The sequence below is a fragment of the Amycolatopsis sp. CA-211722 genome, assembly GCF_056828465.1.
The window spans coordinates 6,735,087-6,759,680 of sequence record NZ_CP184752.1 but is presented as its reverse complement, the minus strand read 5'-3'; the positions used below and the strand labels follow the sequence as shown (position 1 = coordinate 6,759,680).

Genomic DNA, 24,594 nt, shown 5'->3' with positions numbered 1-24,594 from the left:
ACCGGTTCTCGACCGGTGCGGCTGAAGACATCTTGGCGAAAGCAGACTGTGACCGTTCAGTAGTACTGCGTGTGTCGCGCTGAACGGTACGCACGCGTCGCTCAACGGTCTGGGTGACTCCGGAAACTACTGAAAGTAGTGGGTGGGACCGAATGGACCAGTGCCGTCGAGGGGTCTCCGTGGCTCGGCGCCTTGCCTTTCCGATGTCATCGCGGCATCTGCGCCGGCAGGGAAGTTCGCAGGTGGAGGGCGATGTCGGTGCGATCGCGCAGGGCGCTTGCGGATTGTGCGAAATACTGATCGCAACCGTCGAGTACGGTCGGATTTCGCCCAAGGTCGACGAGGTTCGAGCATCCGTGCTCACGGTGGGTTCACTCGAACAGGCAGGTATTCGCCCATAGGTGCCTCGCACGGCCCACCAACAGCGAGTGACTGCTCAGCCGAGCAGGAGAAGCGCGTAGTAGGCGAGGAAGTGCTCGACCATGTAGGCGCCGCCGGTGGTCTGCGCGAGTGAGGCGTGGGTATGCGCTCGCGTGGCTTCGAGGACGGCAGGCGTCCGATCGTCCTGGTCGGGAAGTGCGGCCGCGATGCGGTGCCAGCACCATGCCCGGTGCAGGTTGAGCCCGTGCAGATGGGCGAGTTGTCCGTCGGAGGTGTCGGTCACGGTCGCCGGGATGAAGAGGGGCGCTGGTCGCCGATCCACGATGCCGGGCAGGAAACCGTCCAGCCACTCCGCGAACTCGGCCGCCGGCATCAACCGGGACATGAGCTCGGCCTCGGCGAGGGCGGGGGACAGGAAGTCGGCTCCCGACGGTTCCCAGGCTCCGGGGTAGTCGCGGTCGGATCCGAACCAGCGCCAAGCCGTCTCGATGATGAGGTCGCGCAAACGCGGGTCGCCGTGGTCGGCGAGGAACCTCGCGTACGGCAGTGCGCGGGACAGCCCGAACGCGCCGTTGTCATGCACCCCGTACCGGATCGGGTAGGTGGCTTGGGGAAGCCAGCCGAGGTAGCGGTCCACGAAGACCGTGCTCAACCGCCGCAATCCCACGGACCAGCGCATGGCGTCCGGGTCGTCCCAGGTGGCGGTCTCGAAGGTGAGCTCCAGCAGCGCCGACCAGCCGTACGGGCGCTGGGTGTTGCGCTGTTCCTCCGGGGCGAAGTAGGAGATCTCGCCCGACAGTCGCTCCACGGTCAGGTGCTCGCCGAGAAGAGCGCGGATCTCCTCGGCGGGTACGAGCCCGGGGTGACGACGGAGCGAGCGCACGAGCACCCAGAACATCTCCACACAGGAATGCCAATCGAAACTGCCGTAGAAGCACGGGTGCGACTGCCTCGGCGAGGGAATGCGCACCCCTTCGAGGTGCCAGTGACTCTCGTGGTGCGGATACTCGCGTACGACGTTCGCCAGTGCCGTCCTGGCGAGCGCGCCGGCGCTCGCCTTCACCAGCCGGTCGCGTTCGAAATCCCAGTCCGTCATCGCACCGCCTCCCCGCACACGAGGTTACGATGCCGGAGTGGACGAACGACCGATCACCACGGCGCAGCGCAACTTCCGGCGGGTCGCCGAAGAGCTGGAAAGCATGGGGACCCAGGATCGTTTCACCTACATCTTCCGCTCCCGGTTGTGGACTTCCTCCTCGGTCTCCGGGCCCGGTTCGGAGTCGGTCCAGACGCGGCGACTGAGCGAGCTGTTGCCTGCTCTCCTCGGTCGTTTCGGGGTACGCACCCTGCTCGACCTGCCGTGCGGCGACTACGGCTGGCTCAGTGAAGTGGGCCTGGATCTCGACCGGTACATCGGTGCCGACATCGTCCCCGATCTGATCGAGATGAACGCCGAACGGTTCCGCGACGACCCGGAACACGAGTTCCGGGTGCTCGATCTGATCGGCGATCCGCTGCCGTCGGCCGATCTCGTGCTGTGCCGGGATTGCCTGGTCCATCTGAGTTTCGCGGATATCGAGCGAGCCTTGCGCAACCTGCGGCGCAGTGGCTCCCGGTACCTGCTGACCACGACCTTCACCGAACTGCGGACCAATACCGACATCGTGACCGGGGACTGGCGGCCGCTGAACCTGTGCCGGGAGCCGTTCGGGTTCCCGGAGCCGCTCGCCGTGCTGGTCGAGGGATGCACCGAGGAGGACGGCGCCTACGCCGACAAGTCCTTGGGCTTGTGGGAGATCTCCGCGATCGTGGACTGACCGCGCCCGCTCACCGAAGCGGGAAATCGGCGCCGTGTTCTTCCTCCGGGCGCGGTCCGTGGATGCGGCGTTCGGTCTCGAGGATGGCGACGTCGTTGATGCTCGCCTCGCGACGGCTCATGAGACCGTGCTCGTCGAATTCCCACAGTTCGTTGCCGTAGCTGCGCCATGACTGCCCGGTCCGGTCATGCCATTCATACTGGAACCGGACGGCGATCCGGTTCTCGGTGAACGTCCAAAGGTTCTTGCGCAGCGCGTAGTCCAGTTCCCGCTCCCACTTGCCGGTCAAGAACGTGACGATCTCCTCGCGGCCTCGGACGAAGGTCTCCCGGTTCCGCCACACCGAGTCCGGGGTGTATGCCGATGCCACCTTGCGGGGATCCCGGGTGTTCCAGGCGTCTTCCGCGGCTTGGACCTTTCGCAGTGCCGTCTCACGGGTGAACGGCGGGAAGGGTGGGCGCTCTTCGGTCATCGGTGAACCTCCTCAAGTGGAGAACGTGCGTTCTCGACGGCTGGGGGCCTACGATAGGGAACGATCGTTCTCAACGTCAAGGGAGGGAGACCCGATGCCGGCCGCCGTCACCGAGGAGCAGAACCGCGTGGATCGCGAAGCCCTGCTCGATGCCGCTGAGAAACTCTTCTACGAGAACGGCATCCAGGCGGTCGGCATGGACCAGGTCCGTGCGGCGTCCGGCCTCTCGCTCAAGCGCATCTACCGGTTCTTCGAAGCCAAGGAAGACCTCGTGGTGGCGGTGCTCCGACGTCGCGATCAGCGCTGGCGGGGCAGTCTGGCCGCCCACGTGGACCGTGTCGCGGATCCCCGCGAGCGGGTGCTCTCGATCTTCGACTGGCTCGCGGAGTGGTTCGCCGAACCGGGTTTCCGCGGCTGTGCCTGGATCAACGCCCACGGCGAACTCGGCTCGTCGTCCGACGCGGTACTGGCCGAAGTGCGGGCACACAAGCAGGCGTTCCACGAACAGATCGACACCTGGGTGCGAGCCGCGGGCCGATCGGCGACCGAACCGGTCTACCTGCTCGCCGAAGGGGCGATCGTGACGGCGGGAATCAGCGGTGACCCGGCGTCCGCCCGTCAGGCGCGCGAGGCGGTCGCCGCACTACTCGGACGCGCCTGACCACTCACGAGGCGTGGCGCCGTAACTCGCGAGTGTCGCTTCCAGACACGCGAGTTACGCCTTGACGCACGCCGCGCACCTGCGTTCCCAGTCCGGACCAGAAGGCTCGCGCCACCGACAGGGTGGGTAGCCCTTCGGGATCAGGTCTCGTCGACGCCGTCCATGAGTGACCACCACGTGAACGACTTGGGCGGGAACTCGAGGCCGACACGATCTCGCAGACTTCGACGTGCACGGTGGCGGGTAGGTGTTCGGACAACCGGCCACGTCGCTTCACCGGTGCGTTCTAGCGAGTATCGGCGCGATCGGGTGGCTGGACGCGGGCCGGCAGGCCCCATGCCGCCGCCACACGTTCGGGGGTCAGCACCGACGCTGGTTCGCCTTGGCCGACGAGCCGGCCGTCCTGAAGGAGCAGGCAGTGATCCGCCCGCCCCGCCACCTCCAGATCGTGGGTGACGCGCAGGACGGTCGTGCCTCGGGTGAGTGTGGTGCCCAGGGCTTGGTCGATCAGGCCGCGGGCGTGCAGGTCGAGCCCGGCTGATGGCTCGTCGAGCAGCAGTAGCCCGGCTTGCTGAGCCAACCCCTGCGCCACCAGTGCCCGCTGGCGTTGCCCGCCGGACAACGTGCCGATCAGCCGGTCTGCGATCGACGTGATCTCCAGTAGCTCCAGGCATTCCGCGACGATCATCCGGTCCTTCTTGGACAGTCGCCGCCAGTGGCCGCGGTGCGCCCAGCGTCCCATCGTGACGGTGGCGCGGACGGTGATCGGCAGCGACCGTGAGACCTCACTCTGCTGCGTCACGTAGGCGACCCGCCCTGGATCTCGACGGGTCACCGAGCCGGAGGTCGGCGGGAGCACGCCCGCGACGAGGTTCAGCAGCGACGACTTCCCCGCTCCGTTCGCGCCGGCGATGGCGGTGAGCCGCGCCGACGGTACCTGGGCGGTGATCCCGCGCAGCACCTCGCGAGAGCCGTAGTGGGCGTGCGCGTGGGCGATCGTGAGCGCCGCTGTGTCCGGGGTCATCCACACCTCTTTCAGATAATGACAATCATTACCACTATAGTGTGACGGGTGGAGTGGTTGCTGATCCCCTTCGAGGTGTCGTTCGTGCAGCGTGCGCTGGTGGCGGGAGTGCTCGTTTCGGCGGTGTGCGCCGTCGTGGGCACCTGGGTGGTGTTGCGCGGCATGGCCTTCATCGGCGACGCGATGTCGCACGGCATGTTGCCCGGCGTGGCGATCGCCTCGCTGACCGGCGTGAACCTGCTGATCGGCGCGGCGATCAGCGCCGGGGTGATGGCGCTGGGCGTGACCGCGCTCGGCCGTTCGCGGCGGCTGTCCGAGGACACCACGATCGGGCTGCTCTTCGTCGGCATGCTCGCGAGCGGCGTGATCATCGTGTCCCACTCGCGGTCGTTCGCGGTCGATCTGACCGGCTTCCTGTTCGGCGACGTGCTCGCCGTCGGATCGGGTGACCTGGTGGGCCTCGCGATCACCCTTCTGGTCGTGGGGGCGGTGGCGTTGGTGGGACACCGTTCGTTCACCGCGCTCACCTTCGACGTCCGCAAAGCGCACACGCTGGGGCTTCGGCCACGCTTGGCCAACGCGGTGCTGCTCGGGCTGGTCACGTTGACGATCGTCGCGTCGTTCCGCGTCGTCGGGACATTGCTGGTGTTCGGACTGCTCATCGCCCCGGCCGCGGCGGCGCTCTTCTGGTCGCGCCGGATCACCACGATCATGCTCATCGCGGCGCTGCTCGGCATCGCCGCCACGGTCGGCGGCCTGCTCGTGTCCTGGCATTGGGGCACCGCGGCGGGCGCGACCATCGCCGCCGGCGCGGTCCTCCTGTTCTTCCTTTCCGCGTTCCTGTCCTTCGTACGACAGCGATTCCGTTCCCTGACACCGGAGATCGAGAGCTCACGATGAAACTGAAAGCAGTGACGGTCGTCGTCGCGGCGCTGACCCTGGCGGCGTGCGGCTCGGAGCAGCCGAAGGAGGTGACCGCGGAAGTCCCGCACGGCTATGTCGAAGGCGCCGAGGAGGCGGCCGAGGCGCAGTCGCGGCTGATCGTCGCCGACACGGACAACGGGGCCGTACGCGTCGTCGACCTGATCACCGAGGAGGTGCACGAGGTCGGCCGGGTGGACGGGGTGCGAGCCGTGACGAGCGACGGCCGCTTCGGCTACCTGACCGCTCGCGACGGCACGATCCGGGTGATCGACAGCGGCTCGTGGATGGTCGACCACGGAGATCACGTCCACTACTACCGGGCGAAGGTCCGGGATGTCGGCGTCGCGCCCGGCAAGGAGCCACTGGCGGCCTACAGCGATCCGGCCGTCACCGCGCTGTCCTATTCGGACGGTTCCACCACGTTGCTGGATCGGGCCGCGCTCGACAAGGGTTCCGTGACCGAGCTGGGGAAACTCCCGCGTGAGCCGCACGCGGCCGTCGCGATCCCCTACGGCGGGCACGTCATCGCCACGGTGGCCGATGCCGGGAAGCCGCTCGCCCGCGGCGTGCGCGTCCACGACCGTCAGGGCAAAGCCGTCGCGGAGATCGACCAGCCGTGCCCGGAACTGCGGGGCCAGGCCGTGACCAGGCGCGGAGTCGTCTTCGGCTGCGCGGACGGCGCCTTGCTGGTGACCGAAAAGGACGGCGCGTTCGCCGGGGTGAAGATCCCGTACCCGCGCACGGTCACCGCACAGGAACGCGCCACCGCCTTCTTTCACCGGCCCGGGAGCTCCACGCTCGCGGCGCGGGCGGGGGAGTCCGCGGTGTGGTCCCTGGACGTCGGGCGTCGTAGCTGGCAGCACGTCGAGACCGGCCCGGTCGCCGCGGTGAACGCCGTCGGGGAAGGCGGGCCTCTGCTGGCTCTTTCTCGGGATGGAAAGCTGCGCTCCTTCGACAGCGCCGGAAAGGAACAGGCGGCCATCCCGCTCTTGACCCCGGATGCGACCGCCGCCGGCGTCCCGTCGATCCAGGTCGATTCCACCCGCGCCTACGTCAACGATCCGCTCTCGGCCGAGGTGTACGAGATCGACTACAACGACAACCTCCGGCGCGCCAGGACCCTGAAGGTCGGCGGCAAGGCGGGGCACATCGTGGAGACCGGCCGATGACGCGCCGCGTACTCGCCCTGCTCGTGGTGGCGCTGCTGGCGGCGGCCGGCTGCTCCGGGACCGGTGGCGGCGGCAAGTCGGTCGTCGTCACGACGAACATCCTCGGTGACATCACGCGCGCCGTGGTCGGCGACCAGGCCGAGGTGACGGTGTTGATGAAGCCGAACGCGGACCCGCATTCCTTCGGTATCTCCGCGCAGCAGGCGGCGCAGGTCGAACGCGCGGGCCTGATCGTCTACAACGGACTCGGGCTCGAAGAGGGGATCCTGCGCACCGTCCGCACCGCGGAGGAAAGCGGCGTACCGGCGTTGCCCGCAGGGGAGCGGGCGAACCCGATCAGTTACGCCGACAACAAGCCCGATCCCCACTTCTGGACGGATCCGGCGCGGGTGCGCGACGCGGTGAAGGCGATCGCCGACGAGGTCGTCGCCCACGTCGACGGGGTCGACGAAGCGGTGATCCGCGCCAACGCCGAACGCTATCGCGGGGAGATCGAGGCGCTCGACAAGATGATGGCCGAGAAGTTCGGCGGGATTCCGCCGGAACGCCGGAAGCTGGTCACGAATCACCACGTGTTCGGCTACCTGGCCCAGCGGTTCGGATTCCAGGTCGTCGGCGCCGTGATCCCCGGCGGGACCACGCTCGCTTCGCCGAGTTCCTCGGATCTGAAGGCCCTCGCCGACACCGTTCGCGCGGCGGGGGTGCCGGTGATCTTCGCCGATTCCTCACAACCGGACCGGCTCGCGCGGGTCCTGGCCGAGCAGGCCGGGCTGCAGGTCCAGGTGGCCCCGTTGTTCTCGGAATCGCTCAGTGAACCAGGCCAGGGCGCGGCCACCTATCTGGAAATGATGCGCGCCAACACCGAATCGATCACCACCGGTTTGACCCGTTCCTGACCGGAACAGACGAAAGGCACAGGAAAATGGCACGGAAAGCCCGATATCTCGCGCTGATGGCGACGACGGCGAGCACCCTCGCGCTCGCCGCCTGCGGGACGGAACAGCCCGCGGCGGAGCCCGCGAAGGACGCGGCTCCGGCCCCGGTCGTCGCGGACCCGGTGGCCGTCACCTACGACGGCGGGATCGTCCTGCTCGACGGGAAGACCCTGAAGGAGGCGAAGAACATCCCGCTGGAAGGCTTCAACCGCCTCAATCCCGCCGGGAACGACCGGCACCTCCTGGTCTCGACCTCCACCGGGTTCCGGGTACTCGACGCCGTCGGTGCGGTACTCACGGACAACGAGGTGAAGGCGGCCAAGCCGGGACACGTCGTCCGCCACGCCGGCAAGACGGTGCTGTTCGCCGACGGGACCGGTGAGGTGACCGTCTTCGATCCGAAGTCGATCGGTACCGCGGCGCTCCCCGCGCCGAAGTACAAGACGCCCGAGGCGCATCACGGCGTGGCCGTCGAACTCGCGAACGGCGAACTGCTCACCACCGTCGGCGACAAGGACAAGCGGTCCGGGATCGTGGTGCTGGACAAGGACAAGAAGGAGATCGCGCGTAACGAGCAGTGCCCCGGCGTCCACGGTGAAGCCGCCGCACAAGGTGAAGCGGTCGTGGTCGGGTGCCAGACCGGTGCGCTGATCTACCGCAACGGCGTGATCACCAAGGTGACCAGCCCGGATCCCTACGGACGCATCGGCAACCAGGCGGGTTCGGACGTCTCGCCGATCACGTTGGGCGACTACAAGGTCGACGAGGCCGCCGAGCTCGAACGCCCGAGCCGGATCTCGCTGATCGATACCGAGAAGGCCACGCTCAAGCACGTCGACATCGGGACCAGCTACACCTTCCGGTCGCTGGCCCGCGGGCCCCAGGGTGAGGCCCTGGTGCTCGGCACCGACGGGCAGATCCACGTGATCGACCCGGTCAGCGGTGCGGTGACGAGGAAGATCGCCGTCCTCGGCACCTGGCAGGAGCCGATCGAGTGGCAGCAGCCGCGCCCGGCGATCTTCGTCCGGGGAGGAACCGCGTACGTCACCGATCCCGGCAAGAAGGAGATCCACTCGGTCGATCTCGCGTCCGGGACGAAGACCGCGACCGGGACGATTCCGGGAACGCCGAACGAGGTCAGCGGCGTCCTCGGACACTGACCCCCGGGCGTCGGTACTTCGAGTGATGGGGTGGAGGCTCCCTTCGTCGCGTCCAATGCGGTGAAGGGAGCCTTCGGCCCGCCCCCTCAAGTCCAGTATGGACAGTCGCGGTCACGTCGGACCGGTCAACGCCGGATCAGGCCGAGGTCCGTCGCGGTGGCGACGGCGGCGGTGCGCGAATCGACGCCGAGTTTGGTGTAACTGCGGGCCAGATGGGATTTCACCGTGCCCTCGGTCAGGTGGAGCCGCTCGGCGATGGCCCGGTTGGACAGGCCGTCCGCGACCAGGCCCAGGACTTCGATCTCGCGCAGGGTCAGTGCGGTGGCGGGCATCCGCATCCGGCTCATGAGCCGGTCGGCGACGGTCGGGGCGAGCGTGGTGCGCCCGGCGGCGGCGGTTCGCACGGCGGCGGCCAGATCCTCGGGAGGGGCGTCCTTGAGGAGATAGCCGGTGGCACCCGCTTCGATGGCGGGCAACGTGTCGGCGTCGGTGTCGTAGGTGGTGACGATGAGGACGCGGGGAGCGTCCGGCCGCGCCGTGATCGCCGCGGTGGCCTCGGCGCCGGTCATCCCGGATCCGAACCGCAGGTCCATCAGCACGACGTCGATGTCCCCCTCGGCGGCCCGGGCCACCGCTTCCTCGGCTGTCGCGGCTTCGGCCGAGACCACGAGGCCTGGCTCGGTTTCCAGCACGGCACGCAGTCCCGCCCGGACGATGGGGTGGTCGTCGGCCAGCAGGAGCCGGATCGGGGGTTCGGTCACGGGCTTTCCTTGGGCAGTCGCGCGGACACGGTGGTGCCGTGACCGGGGGAGGACTCGACGGTGAGGATCCCGTCCAGCGCTTCGATCCGGGCGCGCATCGCGGCGAGCCCGAAGCCGCTGTGTTCCGGGTCGAAGCCGACGCCGTCGTCGACGACGGCGAGGGTGACGTGCTCGCCGCGGTAGCTCAACGTGACTTCTGCGGAGGACGCGTCGGCGTGCCGGACGGTGTTCGCCAGGGCCGCCTGGCCGATGCGCAGCAACGCGACCTCGTGCGCGGTCGGCAGCGGAACGACGTCGCCTTCGATCGAGAAGCGCGCGGCGATCCGGTGCCGGGCGCTGGTGGTCGCGCACAGCCGTTCCAGCGCGTCGGCCAATGTGGTGTCGTCGAGCGCGGGAGGCGACAGGGCGACGACGAACCGGCGGGCTTCGGCGAGGTTGTCCGCGGCGGCCTGACGAGCCTGTTCGACGTAGCGGGCGGCGTTGCCCGCCGTCTCGGGCAGCGTCCTTTCGGCTGCGCGCAACAGGAGTTGAATGCTCGACAGGCCTTGGGCGAGGGTGTCGTGGATCTCGTGGGCCAGCCGCTCGCGCTCGGCGAGCACTCCCGCCTCGTGCTGGGCTTCGGCGAGGTCGGCACGGGTGGCGGTGAGCTCCTCGATCAGATTTCGGCGACGTTCGCTTTCGCGGTACAGCGCCTGATACCCCCAGACGACGGCGACCGCGACGGCGGCGCCGAGTGCCGGGCCGATCGCGGCCGCCGGGACGAAGGCACCCTGGTGCGCGGCGAACGCGGTGATCGCCGCCAGCGCGGTCACGATCACCGCGACCAGGCCGTGACGGCGCGGCAGCAGATGCAGTTGCAGGAAATACAGCGGGAAGGCGACCCAGACACCGTCGGCGGTCAGCACCAGCAGGACCAGCCACCCGAGGCCCACCGCGACCAGCCACCACCGGGCGGCCCGCCGGGACGTCCGGACGCGAGGCAGGAGCGGACCGGCCGCGTACACCACGGCGCAGGTCACCGCCGTCGCCACGATCGCTCCCGCTTCGGGTGAGCCGTCCGCCACCGCCCTCGCGGCGGCCAGTGCGAGCAGGGCGACCAGCAGCAGGTGCAGACACCAGGTCAGCACCCGGCTGGTCGGGGTCAAGGCGGGCGCGGTGGTCACAGTGCGTCCAGATTACGGAGCGGGATCGGCCCGCGCCTCTATCCAAAGGTAGAGGCGGCGTGCCGTCTTCCGGCGGGCGAAGTGCCATCTCCGGCCGGATGCCGGGGGTGGTCATCGGCGGCGATCGTGGAGAGGTAGCCAGCCCACCGCCCCGAGAGGACAGACCCGAGCCGTGTTCGTCGCCTGGAGAGATCTGAGATTCGCCAAAGGACGGTTCGCCCTGATGGGTGCCGTCGTCGTGCTGATCACCCTGCTGGTCGGCCTGTTGTCCGGGCTCACCGCGGGGCTGGGCGAGCAGAACATCTCCGCGATCACGGGTCTGCCCGCGGACAAGATCGTCTTCGCCGCCCCCGGTGCCGGGCAGAGTCTCTCCTATGCCGATTCGGCCGTCACCGAAACACAGCGACGGCAGTGGGCCGAGACCCGGGGCGTCATGGCGGCCGAACCGCTGGGTATAGCCACCACCAAGGCCACCGCGGGCGAGCGCAGCGCCGGGATCTCCGTTTTCGGTGTCCGGACCGGTTCGTCGCTTGCCCCGGACGGCGGAAAGATCACCGGCGACTCGGTGGTCCTGTCGACGTCCGCCGCCGACGATCTGGACGCTCGGGGCGGGGACGTCATCGCCGTGGCCGGCCGTCCGTTGCGGGTCGCCGCCGTGGCGGGGGACGCCTGGTTCAGCCATACGCCGGTGATCTGGACGGATCTCGACGTCTGGGCGAAGACGGCACCACCCGCCGACGGTGAGCCGAGCGCGACCGTGCTCGCGTTGACCACCACGGCCGACGTCGATCTCGCGGCCACCGATCTCGCGGCCGGCACGAAGACGGTCTCGAAGAGCGACTCGCTGTCCGCGATCGGCTCGTACACATCGGAAAACGGCTCGCTGCAACTGATGCGGGGTTTCCTGTTCGCCATCTCCGCCCTCGTGATCGGCGCCTTCTTCACCGTGTGGACCATCCAGCGCAGCGGTGACATCGCCGTCCTCAAAGCGTTGGGAGCGAGTACCGCGTTCCTGCTGAAGGACGCCCTCGGCCAGGCCGTCGTCCTCCTGGTCGGCGGCACCGCCATCGGAACCGGTTTGGCGGTCGCGCTCGGCACGGCGATCGCCGGCTCCGCCGTGCCCTTCCTGCTGACTCCGGCCACCGTGCTCGTGCCGTCCGCCGTGATGATTCTGCTCGGCGCGCTGGGCGCGGCGCTTTCCGTCCGCCGCATCACTTCCGTCGACCCGCTGACCGCACTGGGGAGTGCCCGATGAGCCTGAACCTGACCGGCGTCACCCTCACCTATCCCGACGGTGACAGCCGCCTCACGGCCTTGGACGACGTCACGTTGGACGTCCCGCCGGCCACGATCACCGCCGTCGCCGGCCCCTCCGGCTCCGGCAAGTCCAGCCTGCTCGCCGTCGCGGCGACCCTCATCACTCCGGACCGGGGGACCGTCACCGTCGACGGCGCCACGACGACCGGCCTGACGCGCGGCGAACTCACCGAACTCCGCCGCCGCAAGATCGGGATCGTCTTCCAGCAGCCGAATCTGCTGCCCGCCCTCACGGCCGCCGAGCAGCTTCAGGTCGTGGCCCGGATCGACGGCCGTCCCGCGGCCAGGGCACGCGGTGTGGCCATGGACCTGCTTGACGCCGTCGGCCTCGCGGCGCAGGCGGGACGTCGCCCGCACCAGCTTTCCGGTGGTCAACGCCAGCGGGTGAACATCGCACGCGCCCTGATGAACGACCCGACGGTGCTGCTGATCGACGAGCCGACGAGCGCCCTGGACCACGAGCGCGGCGCCGCGGTCATCGAGCTGATCACCGGCCTGACCCGCGAGCGGGCCACCGCCACCGTCCTGGTCACGCACGACCGCGTCCATCTCGCCGCGGTGGACCGGATCGTCGAAGTTCACGACGGACGGCTGGGCAGCCCGTCTCCGGTCGGCTGACGATTCTCCACAGAGGGGATTGGTATTATTATACCGCCGCCTGCTAGGGTGCCGGTATAATAATACCAATCCCCCTTGACGCGAGGATCCGATGATCGAACTGAAGACGCCCGCCGAGATCGAGCGTATGCAGGTGACCGGGCGTTTCGTCGCCGAGGTGCTCACCGAGGTCGGCGACCTCGCGGACGTGGGCGTCAACCTGATGGACCTGGAACACCACGTGCGCGGCATGATCAAGCGACGCGGAGCGGAGTCTTGCTACTGGGACTACGCGCCGTCGTTCGGCAAGGGACCCTTCCGCAACGTCATCTGCCTGGCGGTGAACGACGCCGTCCTGCACGGCCTGCCCCACGACTACACGCTGCGCGACGGCGACGTGCTCACCGCGGACCTCGCGGTGAAGATCGACGGCTGGGCGGCCGACTCGGCGCGCACGGTCATCGTCGGGACGCCCGCCGAGGAGGATCTGCGGATCGTCCGCGCCACCGAGGAGGCGCTGGAGGCCGCGATCGAGGCCGCGCGTCCAGGCAACCGTCTCGGCGACATCTCCGCCGCGATCTGGGCGGTGGCCCGCGCCCACGGCTACCCGGTGAACACCGAGTTCGGCGGCCACGGCATCGGCCGCACCATGCACGAGGAACTCCACATTCCCAACAAGGGCAAGGCAGGCCGCGGCCTGAAGCTTCAGCCGGGACTCACCGTCGCGCTCGAACCCTGGTTCGCCCGCACGACCGACCGGATCGTCTTCGACGACGACGGCTGGACGATCCGCTCGGCCGACGGTTCACGCGCGGCCCATTCCGAACACACGGTGGCCATCACCGAAGGCGCTCCACTGGTGCTCACCAGGCGCGAGCACGAGTCGACCGAAATCTCCGAATACGGCCCGTCATCACGGCGCGACCGTTAGAGTGAACGGTCGCTGTAGTCATCACCCTTGAGGAGTAGCGGTTCATGATCGCCGAGAGCGCGAACCAGCAGAGCGTGACCTTCCCGCAGGAAGCCACGCCGATCTTCGACCTGGTCGCGAAGATGGTGGCGCGGACGCAGACCGAGGACGAGCACGACTTCGACCGCGAAGCCGGTCTCGCGACCTCGGTGTAGCTTCCCGCCGGGAATCATTCAGGCGGCGCGCCCGCGTTGGCCCGGAGTTCCGCGGCCGTACGGCGGGCGTGGGCCAGCCCGTCGAGGATCCATTGCGGGGGCTGCCGGTCGTTGGTCGCGATCCGCTCGTAGGCGGCGACCAGTCTTTCCGCGATCTTCAGCCGGGCTTCGACCGTCGGCGGTTCCCGCACCGCTTCGCCGTCGTCCTGTCCGGCCGGGACCGTGACCAGGGCGAGGTGTCCGGTCGGCGAACGGGCCGGTTCCGGCGCGGGCTCGTCAGGTCGCTGTTCCGGGGTCGGCAGCCGTCGTAGCCGGAAGGCCGTCTGCTCGGTGGGCTCAGGCGCGCCCTCGCGCCGTGAGTCCTGTGACGGAAACGGATCCGCGCGGAACCGCGCGACCGAGGGCCAGTACCGGCTCCGCACGGACCGCGGTGTCGCCCCGTCGAGGCCGTAGGCGATCTCCTGCCAGGTCTTCCCATCGAGCCGCGCGGCGATCACCGCCGCTTCGAGGATCTGCTGCGCCATCCCGATCAGGCCGGAACGATCCCGCGTCGAGCGCGCGTCCTGCTCGGCCGCGGTGTCCGCCCGGGCGGCGTTCGCGGCGAGATCGGCCAGTTCCGCCGCGTGCGCGGCGAGGGCGAGGTGGGCCCGGGCGGCGGCGGTGGGGATGGAATGGCGGGTGGTCACCGTCCGCACCTCGTGGCGGACCGGGGGACCGGCAAGAGGCTCGCGGAATCCCGCATGCCGTGACTCACAGGTGTTCTCACCTTCTCTGATATGCAGACTTGCATAAATATGCAATTCATGGGCGTGTGTGAGCGGTCGTTTTTGTGCCCTGATCGGGTGTGGTCGTGCCCGAACTGCGCGGGGTGAGGTTCGGCGGCTCCGGAAATCGGGCACGATCAGGGTTGTGCGGACGGCTGGACCTGCGGGGAAGGGATGCCGATGAACAGCCCCCTGTATCAGGCGACGGCGGAGTTCTTCAAGACGCTGGGGCATCCCGTCCGGATCCGCGTGCTCGAGCTCCTGAGCGAGCGGGAGCATCAGGTCTCGGAGCTGCTCGCCGACCTCGGGATCGAGCCCGCCAACCTGTCTCAGCAGCTAGCCGTCCTGCGGCGAGCCAACCTGGTGGTGCCACGCAAGGACGGCGCCACCGTCTCCTACTCCCTGACCAGTCCGTCGGTCGCCGAACTGCTCGCCGTCGCTCGCGGGATTCTGACCGGGGTCATAGCCGGCCAGCTGGGATTGCTCGACGATCTGCAGAATTCCGTCGGCATTTCCGGTGACGCGCGTTCGGCGGAGAAAGACTGAAAACCCGGAAATGGGCTATTTCGCTCGCTCATGACGTCCGCTGATCTTCATTTGTTTTCCTCGCCTGCGTCCGGGCGCGGCTCGTTCGATTCCGATTTGTCCTCACGGGGGAGCGTGCCATTTCCGGCGGCCGCCCTCCTCGTCTCCTCGACCAGGGAGTCGAAGATGGGGGTTCCGCACAGCTCCACATGGTCCTCCGTCGTGCCGGTCTTCGTGCCCGGTCATCTTGCCCCGGAACGGCTTCTTCGATCCAGTTCCGCCGGGCAATGCACTCGATTGAGCTCACCCTCGGGGGTGAGCTATTCACGGACGCGAAAAGTCGAGCGTAGGCCACGGCACTTTCCGGGCGCGCACCCGGACCCGCCGCCTTGCGGAAATAATGATTCCACTTTCCGGCGCACGGCGAGAAAAGGATTTCTCTCGCCTACCGTGTTCCGTGTGCAGAACCGGTGGCGGAGAACTCGACCCGATAGCGCGTCGGCGTCGTGCTCAGTGCGGCGGTGAAGTGCTCGCGAAGACGGGCGGGTGTGCCGAACCCGGACTGTGCGGCGACCGCATCGATGGAGAGCGTGGTCGTCTCGAGAAGCTGGCGTGCCCGCGCGAGGCGTTGCGCGACAAGCCAGCCGTGGACGGTGGTCCCGGTGCGGGCGCGAAACGAGCGAGTGAAGGTACTTCGGCTCATATGCGCCCGGGCGGCCAGGTCGTCGATGCTGTGCCGAGCGTCGAGATGGGACCGCGCCCAGCTCATCACGGTGGTGAGCGGATCGTCGTCCACGGCGGGTACGGGAAGCTCGATGAACTGGGCCTGGCCGCCGGGACGGTGCGGCGCTGCGACGATCCGGCGGGCGACGCGGTTGGCGACGACCTGTCCCGCTGTGCGGGCGAGCAGGTGAAGGCAGGTGTCGATCCCGGCGGTCGCGCCCGCGCCGGTCACGATGTCGCCTTCGTCGACGTACAGCTCTTCGGGTCGCAATTCCACCGCGGGGAAACGCCCGCGGAAGGTTTCGGCCCATTTCCAGTGGGTGGTCGCGGCGCGCCCGTCGAGGATGCCGGCGTCGGCGAGGGCGAAGACTCCCAGGCAGAGCCCGACGACGAGGGCTCCGCGTTCGTGCGCGGCTCGCAGCGCGGCGGCCACGAGCGAGGGCGTCGAGGTTTCCGGGTCGGACCACCACGGCACGACGACGATATCCGTCTCGGCGAGCGCGCCGAGGCCGGCGGGCACGTCGATCGAATACCCGGCGCTCGTGGTGAGGGAGCCCGGTTCGACGGCGACGACCGTGATCGGCCACGGCTCCATGTCGCCCGCCGGGGATTCAGGCCCCCACACCAAGGACGGCACGGCGAGATGGAACGGGCTGATCCCCTCGAACGCCAGGACGGCCACACTCGGAGCGTTCATCGATTCCTTCCCGCGGATGTCGGCCGATCCCGACCACAGTCGACCCGAATCCGTATCCCAGTAACGGATCGGGTCAGTGATCATGGTAGCCGTACCGACCCGAAACGAAGGAACACCTACGATGACCAGCACCACGCTCCGCGAGATCAGCACCTTGCCGACGACCCCCGCGACCCTCTCGGACGCGACCGTGATCCTCGTCGATTACCAGAACACCTACACGCGCGGCGTGATGGAACTCGACGGCTGGGAAGCGGCGCTCGACGAAGCAGCCACCCTGCTGGCGCGCGCTCGCGCGCAGGGCGCGACGGTCATCCACGTCATGCACGACGGTGGCGAGGACAGCCCGTACGACGTCCGGCAGGACATCGGGCGGATCCACGAGCGTGTCGCTCCCGGTCCGGGCGAGGAGGTCGTGGTGAAGACCGCGCCGAACTCCTTCGTCGGGACCCGGCTGGGGGAGCTGGTCGATGCCGCCGGGAACAAGGACGTCGTGGTTGCCGGGTTCATGACCCATATGTGCGTCACGTTCACCGCGGAAGGCGCCTTCCTGCGCGGGAACACCCCGACCGTGGTGGCCGCTGCCTGCGCCACGCGCGCGCTTCCGTCTGTCGCCGGTCCGGTGACCGCCGCGGAACAACACCGGGCGGCGCTCGCCACGATCGGTGATCTCTACGCGGTCGTCGTCGGTTCGTCAGCCGAGCTCGGCTAGGCCTCGTGAGTGGTGGGGGCGCCTGTCCGTGAAGGCCTCCTTTCCTGCCGTCAGGGTCCCGGCGAAGTCGTGCTCACGCTGTTCAGCGGCGCCAGGCGTGCGTTCGTTCGGTGTCCCCAATGTGGCATTGGAGACGCTCAGCGTCACCAATGCCACATTGGGGACACCACGACCGAGCCTGCTCCCACCGAAGCCTCGATCAGGCCGAATTCGCCCTACCCCTCAACAGGACCTGCGAGGCCGGGGCCGGACGTGGATCATGAGGGTGTTCCGCCGCCGAAGCATCGAAGGGGTCCTGATGGCCAAGCCCAACGTCGCCGAGCAGTTCGTCCAAGTCCTGGTGCAGGCCGGGGTGGAACGGATCTACGGCGTGGTCGGAGACAGCCTCAACCCCGTCGTCGACGCCATCCGCCGCACTCCAGGCATCGAGTGGGTCCATGTCCGCAACGAGGAGGCGGGCGCCTTCGCCGCGGCCGCCGAGGCTCAGCTGACCGGGCGGCTCGCGGTGTGCGCGGGGAGCTGCGGCCCCGGCAACACCCATCTGGTGCAAGGGCTTTACGACGCGCACCGCACCGGCGCCCCGGTGCTGGCGCTCGCCTCGCATATCCCGTCGGCTCAGATCGGGACCGGATTCTTCCAGGAGACCCATCCCGAGCGGCTGTTCGTCGACTGCAGTGGCTATTGCGAGCAGATCAGCAGGCCCGCACAGATGCCCAGGGTGCTGCGGATCGCCATGCAGCACGCGTTGTCCCGTGGCGAGGTTTCGGTGCTGGTGCTGCCCGGCGACGTGGCGCACCTCGACGCCGTCGCGCCGACCGGCACCGGGGCGCCGGTCACCGAGCACGGGACGGTCATGCCACCGGAACCGCAGGTGGCGCGGCTCGCCGAGCTGATCAACGACGCCGAAACCGTCACCTTGTTCGCCGGCGCGGGGGTTCGCGGTGCGCATGCGGAGGTGATGGAGTTGGCCGAGACCGTGCAGGCGCCGGTCGGCCACAGCCTGCGTGGCAAGGAATGGATCCAGTACGACAATCCCTACGACGTCGGGATGAGCGGGCTGCTCGGCTACGGCGCCTGTTACCGGGCCATGCACGACGCGGATCTGCTGGTCCTGCTGGGCACCGATTTCCCTTACGACACCTTCCTTCCGCAGGCGAGGACGGTGCAGATCGACCACGACGCGACCCGGCTGGGCCGTCGCACGCCGCTGGAACTGGCGGTGCACGGTGACGTGCGCGAGACCCTGCGAGCCGTGCAGCCGCTCCTGCGGCGCAAGACCGACCGGACGTTCCTGGACCGCATGCTGCGTGATCACTGCAAGACGCTCGAACAGGTCGTCGACGCCTACACCCGCAACGTCGAACGGCATGTGCCCATCCACCCGGAGTTCGCCGCGGATCTCCTCGACGAACTCGCCGCGGACGACGCGATCTTCACCGTCGACACCGGCATGTGCAACGTGTGGGCGGCCCGGTACCTCACCCCCAACGGGCGCCGCCGCGTCATCGGGTCGTTCCTGCACGGCACGATGGCCAACGCGCTGCCGCACGCCATCGGCGCGCAGTTCGCCTATCCGGGGCGCCAGGTCGTTTCGATGTCCGGTGACGGCGGGCTGGGCATGCTGCTCGGCGAACTGCTCACCGTGGCGTTGCACGACCTACCGGTCAAGATCGTGACGTTCAACAACTCCTCACTGGGCATGGTGAAACTGGAGATGCTGGTGGACGGCCTGCCCGACTACCAGACCGACCACCGTCCGGTCGACTTCGCCGCCATCGCCAGTGGCGCGGGCCTGCGCGCCGAGCGGGTGACCGACCCGACCCGGCTGCGCGCGGCCCTCAAAGAAGCCCTGAGCCACGACGGGCCGGCACTGGTGGACGTCGTGACCGACCCGAACGCGCTGTCGGTCCCGCCGCATATCACCGCCGGTCAGCTCGGCGGATTCGCCTTGGCGGCGAGCAAGGTCGTCCTCGAAGGCGGGGTCGGCCGGATGATCGACCTCGCCAGGGCGAACCTCCGCAACATCCCGCGGCCATGAGACCGCTGAGCCGACTCACAGCGTCCACTGTGGACGATCAGGCTCGGCCGGTGCCCATCCCGCGCCAGAGGAGGTCGAGAAGGCTCGCGACGTCACGACGCCATTCGCCTTTCGGGTCGAGATACAACAGGCCGCCGAGTCCGCGCAGGATGGTCTCGGGTGCCAGGTCCGCGCGGACGGTGCCCGCGTCGACGTTGGCCCGCAGCAAGGTGGAGACCGCACGGACCATATCCTGATAGGCCCCTGCCGGCAGTTCTCCACGTGACGCTCCCGCGGCGCGCAACGCGTCGGCCAGGCCGCGTTTGGTCATCATGTAGTGCGCCAGGTGGTCGGTCGTCCAGACTCGGAAAGCCTGTTCCGGCGGGTACTTCTCGAGCAGGGTGGGCACGATCTCGACGAGCTGGCGCACCTCGCGCCGGTACACCGCGAGGATGAGGGCTTCCGGCGTGGGGAAGTGCCGGTACACCGTGCCGACGCCGACCTCGGCCTGCTTCGCGATGGCGTTGAACGAGACTTCACCGGAGCACGCCAGTGACTTCGCGGCGGTGGCGAGGATGCGCTCGTGGTTGCGCCGGGTGTCCGCACGCCGGGGATTGACCGAGCCCGTCGTCATCTGCCCTCCTGTCCGCCGATCCCGTTCTCAGCTGAATGTAGCCGAGGGGGCCGGGAAACCTGGAGCGGCTCCAGGAGTGGGCATCGTCCTTGCCGGGTGGATCGTTATCCGCTAACTTGAAATCGAAGCGGATGAATATCCGTTTCGATTCACGAACGGACTCCCACCACCTCAACCTACGCCGTCCTGGCCGTGGCCAGGGCGATCTGCGGAAAGAGTTTCAGTGGACATCTCACTCGAAGTCAATGGCAGGACGGAACACCTGAGTGTCGATCCCGGGGTGACCCTGCTGGACACGCTGCGGGAGCGGCTCGCCGTCACGGGGCCGAAGAAGGGCTGCGACAGGGGGCAGTGCGGCGCCTGCACGGTGCACGTCGGCGGACGGCCGGTGCTGTCGTGTCTCACCTTGGCCGCCACCGTGAAACAGCCGGTGACCACGGTCGAAGCACTGTCCACTGAGGACGGTCTGCATCCGGTTCAGCAGGCGTTCGTCGACCAGGACGCCCTCCAGTGCGGGTTCTGCACCTCCGGGCAGATCATGTCGGCGGTCGCCGCCGTCGAGCAGGACGTCGAGGACGTCCGCGAGTTCATGTCCGGCAACCTCTGCCGGTGCGCGGCGTACCCGAACATCGTCGCGGCGGTCGAGCAGGCGAGGAGGGCCGATGCGTCCCTTTGAGCTGCTGACACCCGAGACCGTCGAAGACGCGGTCGCTTCGCCGGGAACCTTCCTGGCGGGCGGCACCACGCTCGTCGACCTGATGAAGCTGAACGTCCTGACACCGCGGCAGGTTCTGGACATCAACGCGGTACCGCTGCGTGGCATCGACACCACCGACGGGCTCCGCTTCGGTGCGCTGGAGCGGATGGGCGACATCGCCGGCCACGCCGGCGTGTACCCGGCGATCTCCCGGGCGCTGCTGCTGAGCGCCTCCCAGCAGATCCGGAACATGGCCAGCATCGGCGGAAACCTCATGCAGCGCACGCGCTGCTCGTACTTCCGGGATGTCGCGATGCCGTGCAACCGCCGGGATCCCGGCAGCGGGTGCCCGGCGATCTCGGGTGCCAACCGGATGCACGCCGTGCTGGGTACGAGCGATTCGTGCGTGGCGACCCACGCCAGCGACGTCGCCGTCGCCCTGGTCGCCCTCGACGCGCGGCTCCGGCTGGTCAGCGAGAGCGGGACCCGCACTGTCGAGCTGGCCTCGTTCTATCGGCAGCCCGGCGACACTCCCGAGGTCGAGACCGATCTGCGGCCCGGCGAACTGATCGCCGAGGTGGTGGTCCCTCGGCTGGACTGGGCGTCGAATTCCACTTACGTCAAGGTTCGCGACAGGCAGTCCTACGAATTCGCGCTGTGTTCCACGGCGGTCGCGCTCCGGGTCGAGGACTCGCGCATCGTCGATGCCCGGGTCGCGGCCGGCGGTGTGGCGACCGTGCCGTGGCGGCTGCCCGCCGTCGAGGAGGCCTTGCGGGGTGCGCCCGCGACCGTCGCCGCTTTCGAAGAGGCGGCGTCGGTGGCCGCCGAGGGCGCGCGCCCACTGGCGGCGAACGCGTTCAAACCTTCGTTGCTGCGGCGGACCATCGTCCGCGCGCTGCTCGAACTGACCGAAGGGAACCGCTCATGACCAGCAGGGTGGACGGGCCGCTGAAGGTCACCGGCCGGGCCGAATACGGGGCGGACCACACCTTTCCCGGACTGGTCCACGGGTATGTCGTACTGAGCACGATCGCCCACGGCGAGATCGACACGATGGACGTCACGGCGGCGAAGGCCGCCCCTGGCGTGGTCGGTGTGTACACGCCGTTCGATCCGCTGGAGTTGCACACGCCCGCCACGCCGATCATGGGCGAGACCTGGGTTCCTTTGCAGGACAAGGAAGTCACCTACTACGGCCAGCCGATCGGCTTCGTGGTCGCCGAGACGTACGAGGAGGCACGCGACGCGGCGATGCTGGTGGAGGTCACCTATCAGAACCGGCCTGCCCTGACTTCGCTGCAGGACGGCCTCGCCTCGGCCGAAGACGCGCCTGACGGGAGGGGCGGCCCATCGTCCCTCGCGATCCTCGCCGACGGCGTCGAGTCGATCGAAGACGCGCTCGCGGAAAGTCCGGTGGTCGTCGATGCCACGTACACCACCGCGACGCAGAACCACGCCGCGATGGAACCGCATTCCGCGGTCGCGGTCTGGGGTTCCGACGGTCTCACGATCCACAGCGGCAACCAGGGCTCCGACCTGCAGGCGGCGGAGCTGGCGATGGCGCTGGGCGTGGAGCCCTCCGAAGTGCACGCGGTGAACCCGTTCGTCGGCGGTGCGTTCGGCGGCAAGGGGCACACGTCCACCCCGGCGTTCCTGGCCGCGGCCGCGGCGAGGGCCCTGGGCAGGCCGGTGAAGGCCGTGCTCAGCCGGGAACAGGTCTTCACCGCGACCGCGGGCCGTGCCGCGACGGTGCAGAAGATCTCCCTCGGCGCGGAACACGACGGCACGCTCAACGCGCTCCAGCACGACTCGTGGTGCAGTACGCCCATGGACCGGTCGTTCGTCGAGCCGACCTCGCACGGCACTTCGCGCGAGTGGTACGCCACCCGCAACCTGGCCATCAGCCAGAAGATGGTGCCGCTCAACATCCCGCCGACGACGTTCATGCGGGCGCCGGGCGAGGCACCCGGCTCCTTCGCGTTGGAAAGCGCGATCGACGAACTCGCGATCAAGCTGCGCATGGATCCGATCGACCTGCGGCAGCGGAACAATTCGACCGCTCCGCCCGGCAAGGACCTGCAGTGGTCGAGCAAGCACCTCGACGAATGCTTCCGGGTCGGCGCGGAACGGTTCGGCTGGGCGGATCGCTCACCCGACGGACGGACCGACGGCGACTGGCTCGTCGGCATGGGCACGGCCACCGCCATGTTCCCCGCGCTGCGGTTCCCGGCCACGGTCGAGATCACCCTGCTGCCCGACGACACGGCCGCCGTCGCGACGAGTGGGGCCGACCCGGGAACCGGTCTGCTGACCGTGCTTTCCCTGGTCGGCGGGGAGTCGCTCGACATCTCGCCGGACCGGGTCAAGCCGCGGCTCGGTGACTCGCGCCTGCCGTCCGGAGGCATGTCCGGTGGTTCCACGGCGACCGCGAGCGCCGGGACGGCCATCATGGTCGCCGCCGCCAAGGCGATCGACGAGCTGCTGGCCCTGGCGTCGGCTCCGGGCGCACCGTTCGAAGGAATGGAGGTCGCGTACGCGGACGGTCGCGTGCAGGCCGGGGAACGGATGATGACCTTCGGCGAGTTGCTGCGGGTTCTGGACCGGCCGTCGTTGTCCGTGACCGGTTCCTCGGCGCCGGGCGAGGAGCTGACGAAACATTCGTTCAGCTCGTTCGGCGCGCAGTTCTGCGAAGTCCGCGTGCACAAGTGGACGCGTGAGATCCGGGTGTCCCGCATGCTCGGGGTGTTCGACGCCGGCCGGATCATCAACCCGACGGCGGCGCGAAGCCAGATCGTCGGCGGCATGATCTGGGGTGTCTCGGCCGCCCTGCACGAGGGGCTGGAGATCGAGGAGAACGGGCGGCTCGCCAACGGGGACTTCGCGAGCTATCTGATCCCGGTCAATGCGGACATCCCCGAGGTCGACGTCCACTTCGTCGAGTACCCGGACACGTTGCACAACTCGGTCGGCGCGAAGGGGCTCGGCGAGATCGGCACCGTCGGGATGGCGGCGGCGGTCGCGAACGCCGTCCACAACGCCACCGGCATCCGGGTGCGGCACATCCCGATCCTGATCGAGGATCTTTTGGACTAGGCCGTGTCCTGTAAGTCTGTTCGATGGGCTTCGTGATCCAGGTGGTTCCTGGCGGTGCGGGGCGGATCGGCCTCGTACCGGGTCGTACTCGGCCGCATCCGCCCGTGCCGTCAGGGACCGCCTGGGCGCGAAGACCGCGAACAAGACTTACAGGACACGGCCTAGGCGAGTGCGCCCGATGTGGCTCGTGCGCGGTCACATCGGGCGTGTCCGCGGGATCTGGGCGGCCGAGCCGTAGCCGTCGGGGGAGGACACCTCCACCGGAACCGGCGGCGGCCGGTCGAACGTCCGGCTCCAGACCGAATCGAGCCAGTCGACGACCGTGTCGACGGTGAGATCCGCCGACAGCCCTCGCGGGAGCGGAGGAACGCCGGGATCCCAGCCCGTTTCCTCGTGGACGACGCCGAACAGATGACGGTGCTCGTCGATCGGTTTGTTGAGGACGTAGGAATCGGGGCCCTCGAACCGGGCCCAGATGTCGAAGGTGCCCTCACCGTCCTGGTCGGGGAAGACCTCGACCTGCACGCTCTCGACGGTGTCACCGATCGCCCCGACGACGGCCTTCAGCCGCGCGGCGACATCCGCGGAGTGAGCGTCGAGGACGCGGCGAAGCCTGCCGCGGTAGTCGTCTTGGTCCACACCGGACAATTTAGCGGTGGGTTGGTGCGCCCCTTCCTGGAGCAAGGCCACGGTCAGTGAGCGGTCTCCCGATGCCGCCCGTAAGGCTTCGCGTCGAGAAGCGTGACGTGCACAGCTCCGCCGCTCGGCACGCGATACTCCCGCCGGTCGCCGGGTTGCGCGCCGTGCAGGGCGCGGCCGAGCGGGGAGTCGGGGGAGCAGACCTCGAGTTCGCCGTGGCCGGCCTCGTCGCGCGTGCCCAGCAGGAAGGTCTCGGTGTCGCCGTCGTCGTACCGGATGGTGAGCACCATGCCCGGCTCGGCGATCCCGTCGTCGGGCGGATCCTGTCCGACGACGGCGGTGCGCAGCATGTCCTCGATCTGCCGGATCCGTGCCTGCCGATGGGCGGTGTGCGCGAATTCGTCGTCGTACCGGTCGTCGCCGCCGGGGCGCCGCAGCGTCGCGAGTTCCCGCACCAAGCGCGCGTGCGCTTCCGGGGTCAGCCAAGGGCCTGACATGGTGATGATCGCCTTTCGGTGGGTACGTCTGTGGGGGCCGGGCGCGGAAAGGACCCAGCCCCCACAGACCTTCGATGAGTCCCGCTTCGG

The 24,594-nt window shown here is 68.8% G+C and carries 26 protein-coding genes; 16 read left to right on the top strand and 10 right to left on the bottom strand.

Features of this window, described 5'->3' with window-relative positions; genetic code table 11:
* Positions 1-436: 436 nt before the first annotated feature.
* Positions 437-1,477 (bottom strand): DUF2891 domain-containing protein, encoded by a 1,041-nt coding sequence (locus ACOCEP_RS31885; RefSeq protein WP_482332851.1) that lies wholly within the window; start codon positions 1,475-1,477, stop codon positions 437-439.
* A gap of 37 nt (positions 1,478-1,514) precedes the next feature.
* Between ACOCEP_RS31885 and ACOCEP_RS31880 the strand changes: the two genes are divergently transcribed.
* Positions 1,515-2,198, top strand: a complete 684-nt coding sequence (locus ACOCEP_RS31880; protein WP_482332850.1) for a class I SAM-dependent methyltransferase — start codon at positions 1,515-1,517, stop codon at positions 2,196-2,198.
* A 10-nt stretch (positions 2,199-2,208) separates the two neighbouring features.
* Here ACOCEP_RS31880 and ACOCEP_RS31875 read toward each other — a convergent pair whose 3' ends face one another.
* Positions 2,209-2,670, bottom strand: coding sequence for a nuclear transport factor 2 family protein (locus ACOCEP_RS31875; RefSeq protein WP_482332848.1), 462 nt, complete (start codon positions 2,668-2,670; stop codon positions 2,209-2,211).
* A gap of 94 nt (positions 2,671-2,764) precedes the next feature.
* Between ACOCEP_RS31875 and ACOCEP_RS31870 the strand changes: the two genes are divergently transcribed.
* Positions 2,765-3,331, top strand: a complete 567-nt coding sequence (locus ACOCEP_RS31870; RefSeq protein WP_482332846.1) for a TetR/AcrR family transcriptional regulator — start codon at positions 2,765-2,767, stop codon at positions 3,329-3,331.
* Between the two features lie 286 nt (positions 3,332-3,617).
* Here ACOCEP_RS31870 and aztA read toward each other — a convergent pair whose 3' ends face one another.
* Positions 3,618-4,355: a zinc ABC transporter ATP-binding protein AztA gene (gene aztA, locus ACOCEP_RS31865; RefSeq protein WP_482332845.1), complete on the bottom strand. Its 738-nt coding sequence runs from the start codon at positions 4,353-4,355 to the stop codon at positions 3,618-3,620.
* Between the two features lie 48 nt (positions 4,356-4,403).
* Here aztA and aztB point away from each other — a divergent pair, with 48 nt between their 5' ends.
* Genes aztB through aztD form a run of 4 tightly spaced genes read left to right on the top strand, consistent with a single transcriptional unit; the run spans position 4,404 to position 8,543 of the window.
* Positions 4,404-5,255, top strand: a complete 852-nt coding sequence (gene aztB, locus ACOCEP_RS31860; protein WP_482332843.1) for a zinc ABC transporter permease AztB — start codon at positions 4,404-4,406, stop codon at positions 5,253-5,255.
* Complete coding sequence (locus tag ACOCEP_RS31855; RefSeq protein ID WP_482332841.1) at positions 5,252-6,448, top strand: hypothetical protein; 1,197 nt, start codon at positions 5,252-5,254, stop codon at positions 6,446-6,448. Before aztB ends, ACOCEP_RS31855 begins: the two co-directional genes overlap by 4 nt.
* A complete protein-coding gene (gene aztC, locus ACOCEP_RS31850) occupies positions 6,445-7,344 on the top strand; it encodes a zinc ABC transporter substrate-binding protein AztC (RefSeq protein ID WP_482332839.1) in 900 nt (299 codons plus the stop codon). The genes ACOCEP_RS31855 and aztC overlap by 4 nt, the downstream gene beginning before the upstream one ends.
* A 26-nt stretch (positions 7,345-7,370) precedes the next feature.
* Entirely contained in the window at positions 7,371-8,543 is a 1,173-nt protein-coding gene (gene aztD, locus ACOCEP_RS31845) for a zinc metallochaperone AztD (RefSeq protein ID WP_482332838.1), read from the top strand.
* A 125-nt stretch (positions 8,544-8,668) separates the two neighbouring features.
* On the opposite strand, the gene ACOCEP_RS31840 is transcribed toward aztD, so the two are convergent.
* Positions 8,669-9,304: a response regulator gene (locus ACOCEP_RS31840; protein WP_482332836.1), complete on the bottom strand. Its 636-nt coding sequence runs from the start codon at positions 9,302-9,304 to the stop codon at positions 8,669-8,671.
* Positions 9,301-10,467: a sensor histidine kinase gene (locus ACOCEP_RS31835; protein ID WP_482332835.1), complete on the bottom strand. Its 1,167-nt coding sequence runs from the start codon at positions 10,465-10,467 to the stop codon at positions 9,301-9,303. Before ACOCEP_RS31835 ends, ACOCEP_RS31840 begins: the two co-directional genes overlap by 4 nt.
* Before the next feature lie 172 nt (positions 10,468-10,639).
* On the opposite strand from ACOCEP_RS31835, the gene ACOCEP_RS31830 reads away from it, so the two are divergent.
* The 4 genes from ACOCEP_RS31830 to ACOCEP_RS31815 all read left to right on the top strand — a co-directional run bounded on the left by ACOCEP_RS31830 (position 10,640) and on the right by ACOCEP_RS31815 (position 13,506).
* Positions 10,640-11,722 (top strand): ABC transporter permease, encoded by a 1,083-nt coding sequence (locus tag ACOCEP_RS31830; protein WP_482332833.1) that lies wholly within the window; start codon positions 10,640-10,642, stop codon positions 11,720-11,722.
* A complete protein-coding gene (locus tag ACOCEP_RS31825) occupies positions 11,719-12,402 on the top strand; it encodes an ABC transporter ATP-binding protein (RefSeq protein WP_482332832.1) in 684 nt (227 codons plus the stop codon). The genes ACOCEP_RS31830 and ACOCEP_RS31825 overlap by 4 nt, the downstream gene beginning before the upstream one ends.
* A 91-nt stretch (positions 12,403-12,493) precedes the next feature.
* Complete coding sequence (gene map / locus ACOCEP_RS31820) at positions 12,494-13,312, top strand: type I methionyl aminopeptidase (RefSeq protein WP_482332830.1); 819 nt, start codon at positions 12,494-12,496, stop codon at positions 13,310-13,312.
* A gap of 44 nt (positions 13,313-13,356) precedes the next feature.
* The gene (locus ACOCEP_RS31815; protein ID WP_185927105.1) at positions 13,357-13,506 is read left to right on the top strand and encodes a hypothetical protein; all 150 of its coding nucleotides are present in this window, start codon (positions 13,357-13,359) and stop codon (positions 13,504-13,506) included.
* 14 nt (positions 13,507-13,520) lie between these two features.
* Here the strand turns inward: ACOCEP_RS31815 and ACOCEP_RS31810 are convergent, their stop codons facing one another.
* The gene (locus tag ACOCEP_RS31810; RefSeq protein WP_482332828.1) at positions 13,521-14,192 is read right to left on the bottom strand and encodes a hypothetical protein; all 672 of its coding nucleotides are present in this window, start codon (positions 14,190-14,192) and stop codon (positions 13,521-13,523) included.
* 258 nt (positions 14,193-14,450) lie between these two features.
* On the opposite strand from ACOCEP_RS31810, the gene ACOCEP_RS31805 reads away from it, so the two are divergent.
* Positions 14,451-14,816 carry an ArsR/SmtB family transcription factor gene (locus ACOCEP_RS31805; RefSeq protein ID WP_482332826.1) on the top strand — a complete coding sequence of 122 codons (366 nt, stop codon included), beginning with the start codon at positions 14,451-14,453 and terminating at the stop codon, positions 14,814-14,816.
* A 424-nt stretch (positions 14,817-15,240) separates the two neighbouring features.
* Here the strand turns inward: ACOCEP_RS31805 and ACOCEP_RS31800 are convergent, their stop codons facing one another.
* Positions 15,241-16,215, bottom strand: coding sequence for a GlxA family transcriptional regulator (locus tag ACOCEP_RS31800; protein WP_482332824.1), 975 nt, complete (start codon positions 16,213-16,215; stop codon positions 15,241-15,243).
* Between the two features lie 121 nt (positions 16,216-16,336).
* Between ACOCEP_RS31800 and ACOCEP_RS31795 the strand changes: the two genes are divergently transcribed.
* Both ACOCEP_RS31795 and ACOCEP_RS31790 read left to right on the top strand, forming a co-directional pair.
* Complete coding sequence (locus tag ACOCEP_RS31795; protein WP_482332822.1) at positions 16,337-16,927, top strand: isochorismatase family protein; 591 nt, start codon at positions 16,337-16,339, stop codon at positions 16,925-16,927.
* Between the two features lie 298 nt (positions 16,928-17,225).
* Positions 17,226-18,965 (top strand): pyruvate dehydrogenase, encoded by a 1,740-nt coding sequence (locus tag ACOCEP_RS31790; protein ID WP_482332820.1) that lies wholly within the window; start codon positions 17,226-17,228, stop codon positions 18,963-18,965.
* A gap of 37 nt (positions 18,966-19,002) precedes the next feature.
* Here ACOCEP_RS31790 and ACOCEP_RS31785 read toward each other — a convergent pair whose 3' ends face one another.
* Positions 19,003-19,578, bottom strand: coding sequence for a TetR/AcrR family transcriptional regulator (locus ACOCEP_RS31785; protein ID WP_482332818.1), 576 nt, complete (start codon positions 19,576-19,578; stop codon positions 19,003-19,005).
* 223 nt (positions 19,579-19,801) lie between these two features.
* Between ACOCEP_RS31785 and ACOCEP_RS31780 the strand changes: the two genes are divergently transcribed.
* From ACOCEP_RS31780 to ACOCEP_RS31770, 3 genes are read left to right on the top strand one after another with little or no spacing between them, the layout of a single operon-like run.
* Positions 19,802-20,254 carry a (2Fe-2S)-binding protein gene (locus ACOCEP_RS31780; protein ID WP_063275439.1) on the top strand — a complete coding sequence of 151 codons (453 nt, stop codon included), beginning with the start codon at positions 19,802-19,804 and terminating at the stop codon, positions 20,252-20,254.
* A complete protein-coding gene (locus ACOCEP_RS31775; RefSeq protein WP_482332816.1) occupies positions 20,241-21,203 on the top strand; it encodes an FAD binding domain-containing protein in 963 nt (320 codons plus the stop codon). Before ACOCEP_RS31780 ends, ACOCEP_RS31775 begins: the two co-directional genes overlap by 14 nt.
* Positions 21,200-23,368, top strand: coding sequence for a xanthine dehydrogenase family protein molybdopterin-binding subunit (locus ACOCEP_RS31770; protein ID WP_482332814.1), 2,169 nt, complete (start codon positions 21,200-21,202; stop codon positions 23,366-23,368). The genes ACOCEP_RS31775 and ACOCEP_RS31770 overlap by 4 nt, the downstream gene beginning before the upstream one ends.
* A gap of 195 nt (positions 23,369-23,563) precedes the next feature.
* Here the strand turns inward: ACOCEP_RS31770 and ACOCEP_RS31765 are convergent, their stop codons facing one another.
* Entirely contained in the window at positions 23,564-24,007 is a 444-nt protein-coding gene (locus tag ACOCEP_RS31765) for a DUF6389 family protein (RefSeq protein ID WP_482332813.1), read from the bottom strand.
* Positions 24,008-24,060: 53 nt separating this feature from the next.
* On the bottom strand, positions 24,061-24,504 hold the full coding sequence (locus ACOCEP_RS31760; RefSeq protein WP_482332811.1) for a GreA/GreB family elongation factor: 444 nt from the start codon (positions 24,502-24,504) through the stop codon (positions 24,061-24,063).
* Positions 24,505-24,594: the final 90 nt, after the last annotated feature.

Bases quoted from the DNA above. Each gene is read 5' to 3' on its own strand.
- ACOCEP_RS31855 (WP_482332841.1), top strand. From the start codon at position 5,252: ATGAAACTGAAAGCAGTGACGGTCGTCGTCGCGGCGCTGACCCTGGCG.
- ACOCEP_RS31815 (WP_185927105.1), top strand. From the start codon at position 13,357: ATGATCGCCGAGAGCGCGAACCAGCAGAGCGTGACCTTCCCGCAGGAA.
- ACOCEP_RS31800 (WP_482332824.1), bottom strand. From the start codon at position 16,215: ATGAACGCTCCGAGTGTGGCCGTCCTGGCGTTCGAGGGGATCAGCCCG.
- ACOCEP_RS31875 (WP_482332848.1), bottom strand. From the start codon at position 2,670: ATGACCGAAGAGCGCCCACCCTTCCCGCCGTTCACCCGTGAGACGGCA.
- aztD (WP_482332838.1), top strand. From the start codon at position 7,371: ATGGCACGGAAAGCCCGATATCTCGCGCTGATGGCGACGACGGCGAGC.
- map (WP_482332830.1), top strand. From the start codon at position 12,494: ATGATCGAACTGAAGACGCCCGCCGAGATCGAGCGTATGCAGGTGACC.
- ACOCEP_RS31825 (WP_482332832.1), top strand. From the start codon at position 11,719: ATGAGCCTGAACCTGACCGGCGTCACCCTCACCTATCCCGACGGTGAC.
- aztA (WP_482332845.1), bottom strand. From the start codon at position 4,355: ATGACCCCGGACACAGCGGCGCTCACGATCGCCCACGCGCACGCCCAC.
- ACOCEP_RS31885 (WP_482332851.1), bottom strand. From the start codon at position 1,477: ATGACGGACTGGGATTTCGAACGCGACCGGCTGGTGAAGGCGAGCGCC.
- ACOCEP_RS31775 (WP_482332816.1), top strand. From the start codon at position 20,241: ATGCGTCCCTTTGAGCTGCTGACACCCGAGACCGTCGAAGACGCGGTC.
- aztC (WP_482332839.1), top strand. From the start codon at position 6,445: ATGACGCGCCGCGTACTCGCCCTGCTCGTGGTGGCGCTGCTGGCGGCG.
- ACOCEP_RS31870 (WP_482332846.1), top strand. From the start codon at position 2,765: ATGCCGGCCGCCGTCACCGAGGAGCAGAACCGCGTGGATCGCGAAGCC.
- ACOCEP_RS31785 (WP_482332818.1), bottom strand. From the start codon at position 19,578: ATGACGACGGGCTCGGTCAATCCCCGGCGTGCGGACACCCGGCGCAAC.
- ACOCEP_RS31795 (WP_482332822.1), top strand. From the start codon at position 16,337: ATGACCAGCACCACGCTCCGCGAGATCAGCACCTTGCCGACGACCCCC.
- ACOCEP_RS31805 (WP_482332826.1), top strand. From the start codon at position 14,451: ATGAACAGCCCCCTGTATCAGGCGACGGCGGAGTTCTTCAAGACGCTG.
- ACOCEP_RS31790 (WP_482332820.1), top strand. From the start codon at position 17,226: ATGGCCAAGCCCAACGTCGCCGAGCAGTTCGTCCAAGTCCTGGTGCAG.
- ACOCEP_RS31770 (WP_482332814.1), top strand. From the start codon at position 21,200: ATGACCAGCAGGGTGGACGGGCCGCTGAAGGTCACCGGCCGGGCCGAA.
- ACOCEP_RS31760 (WP_482332811.1), bottom strand. From the start codon at position 24,504: ATGTCAGGCCCTTGGCTGACCCCGGAAGCGCACGCGCGCTTGGTGCGG.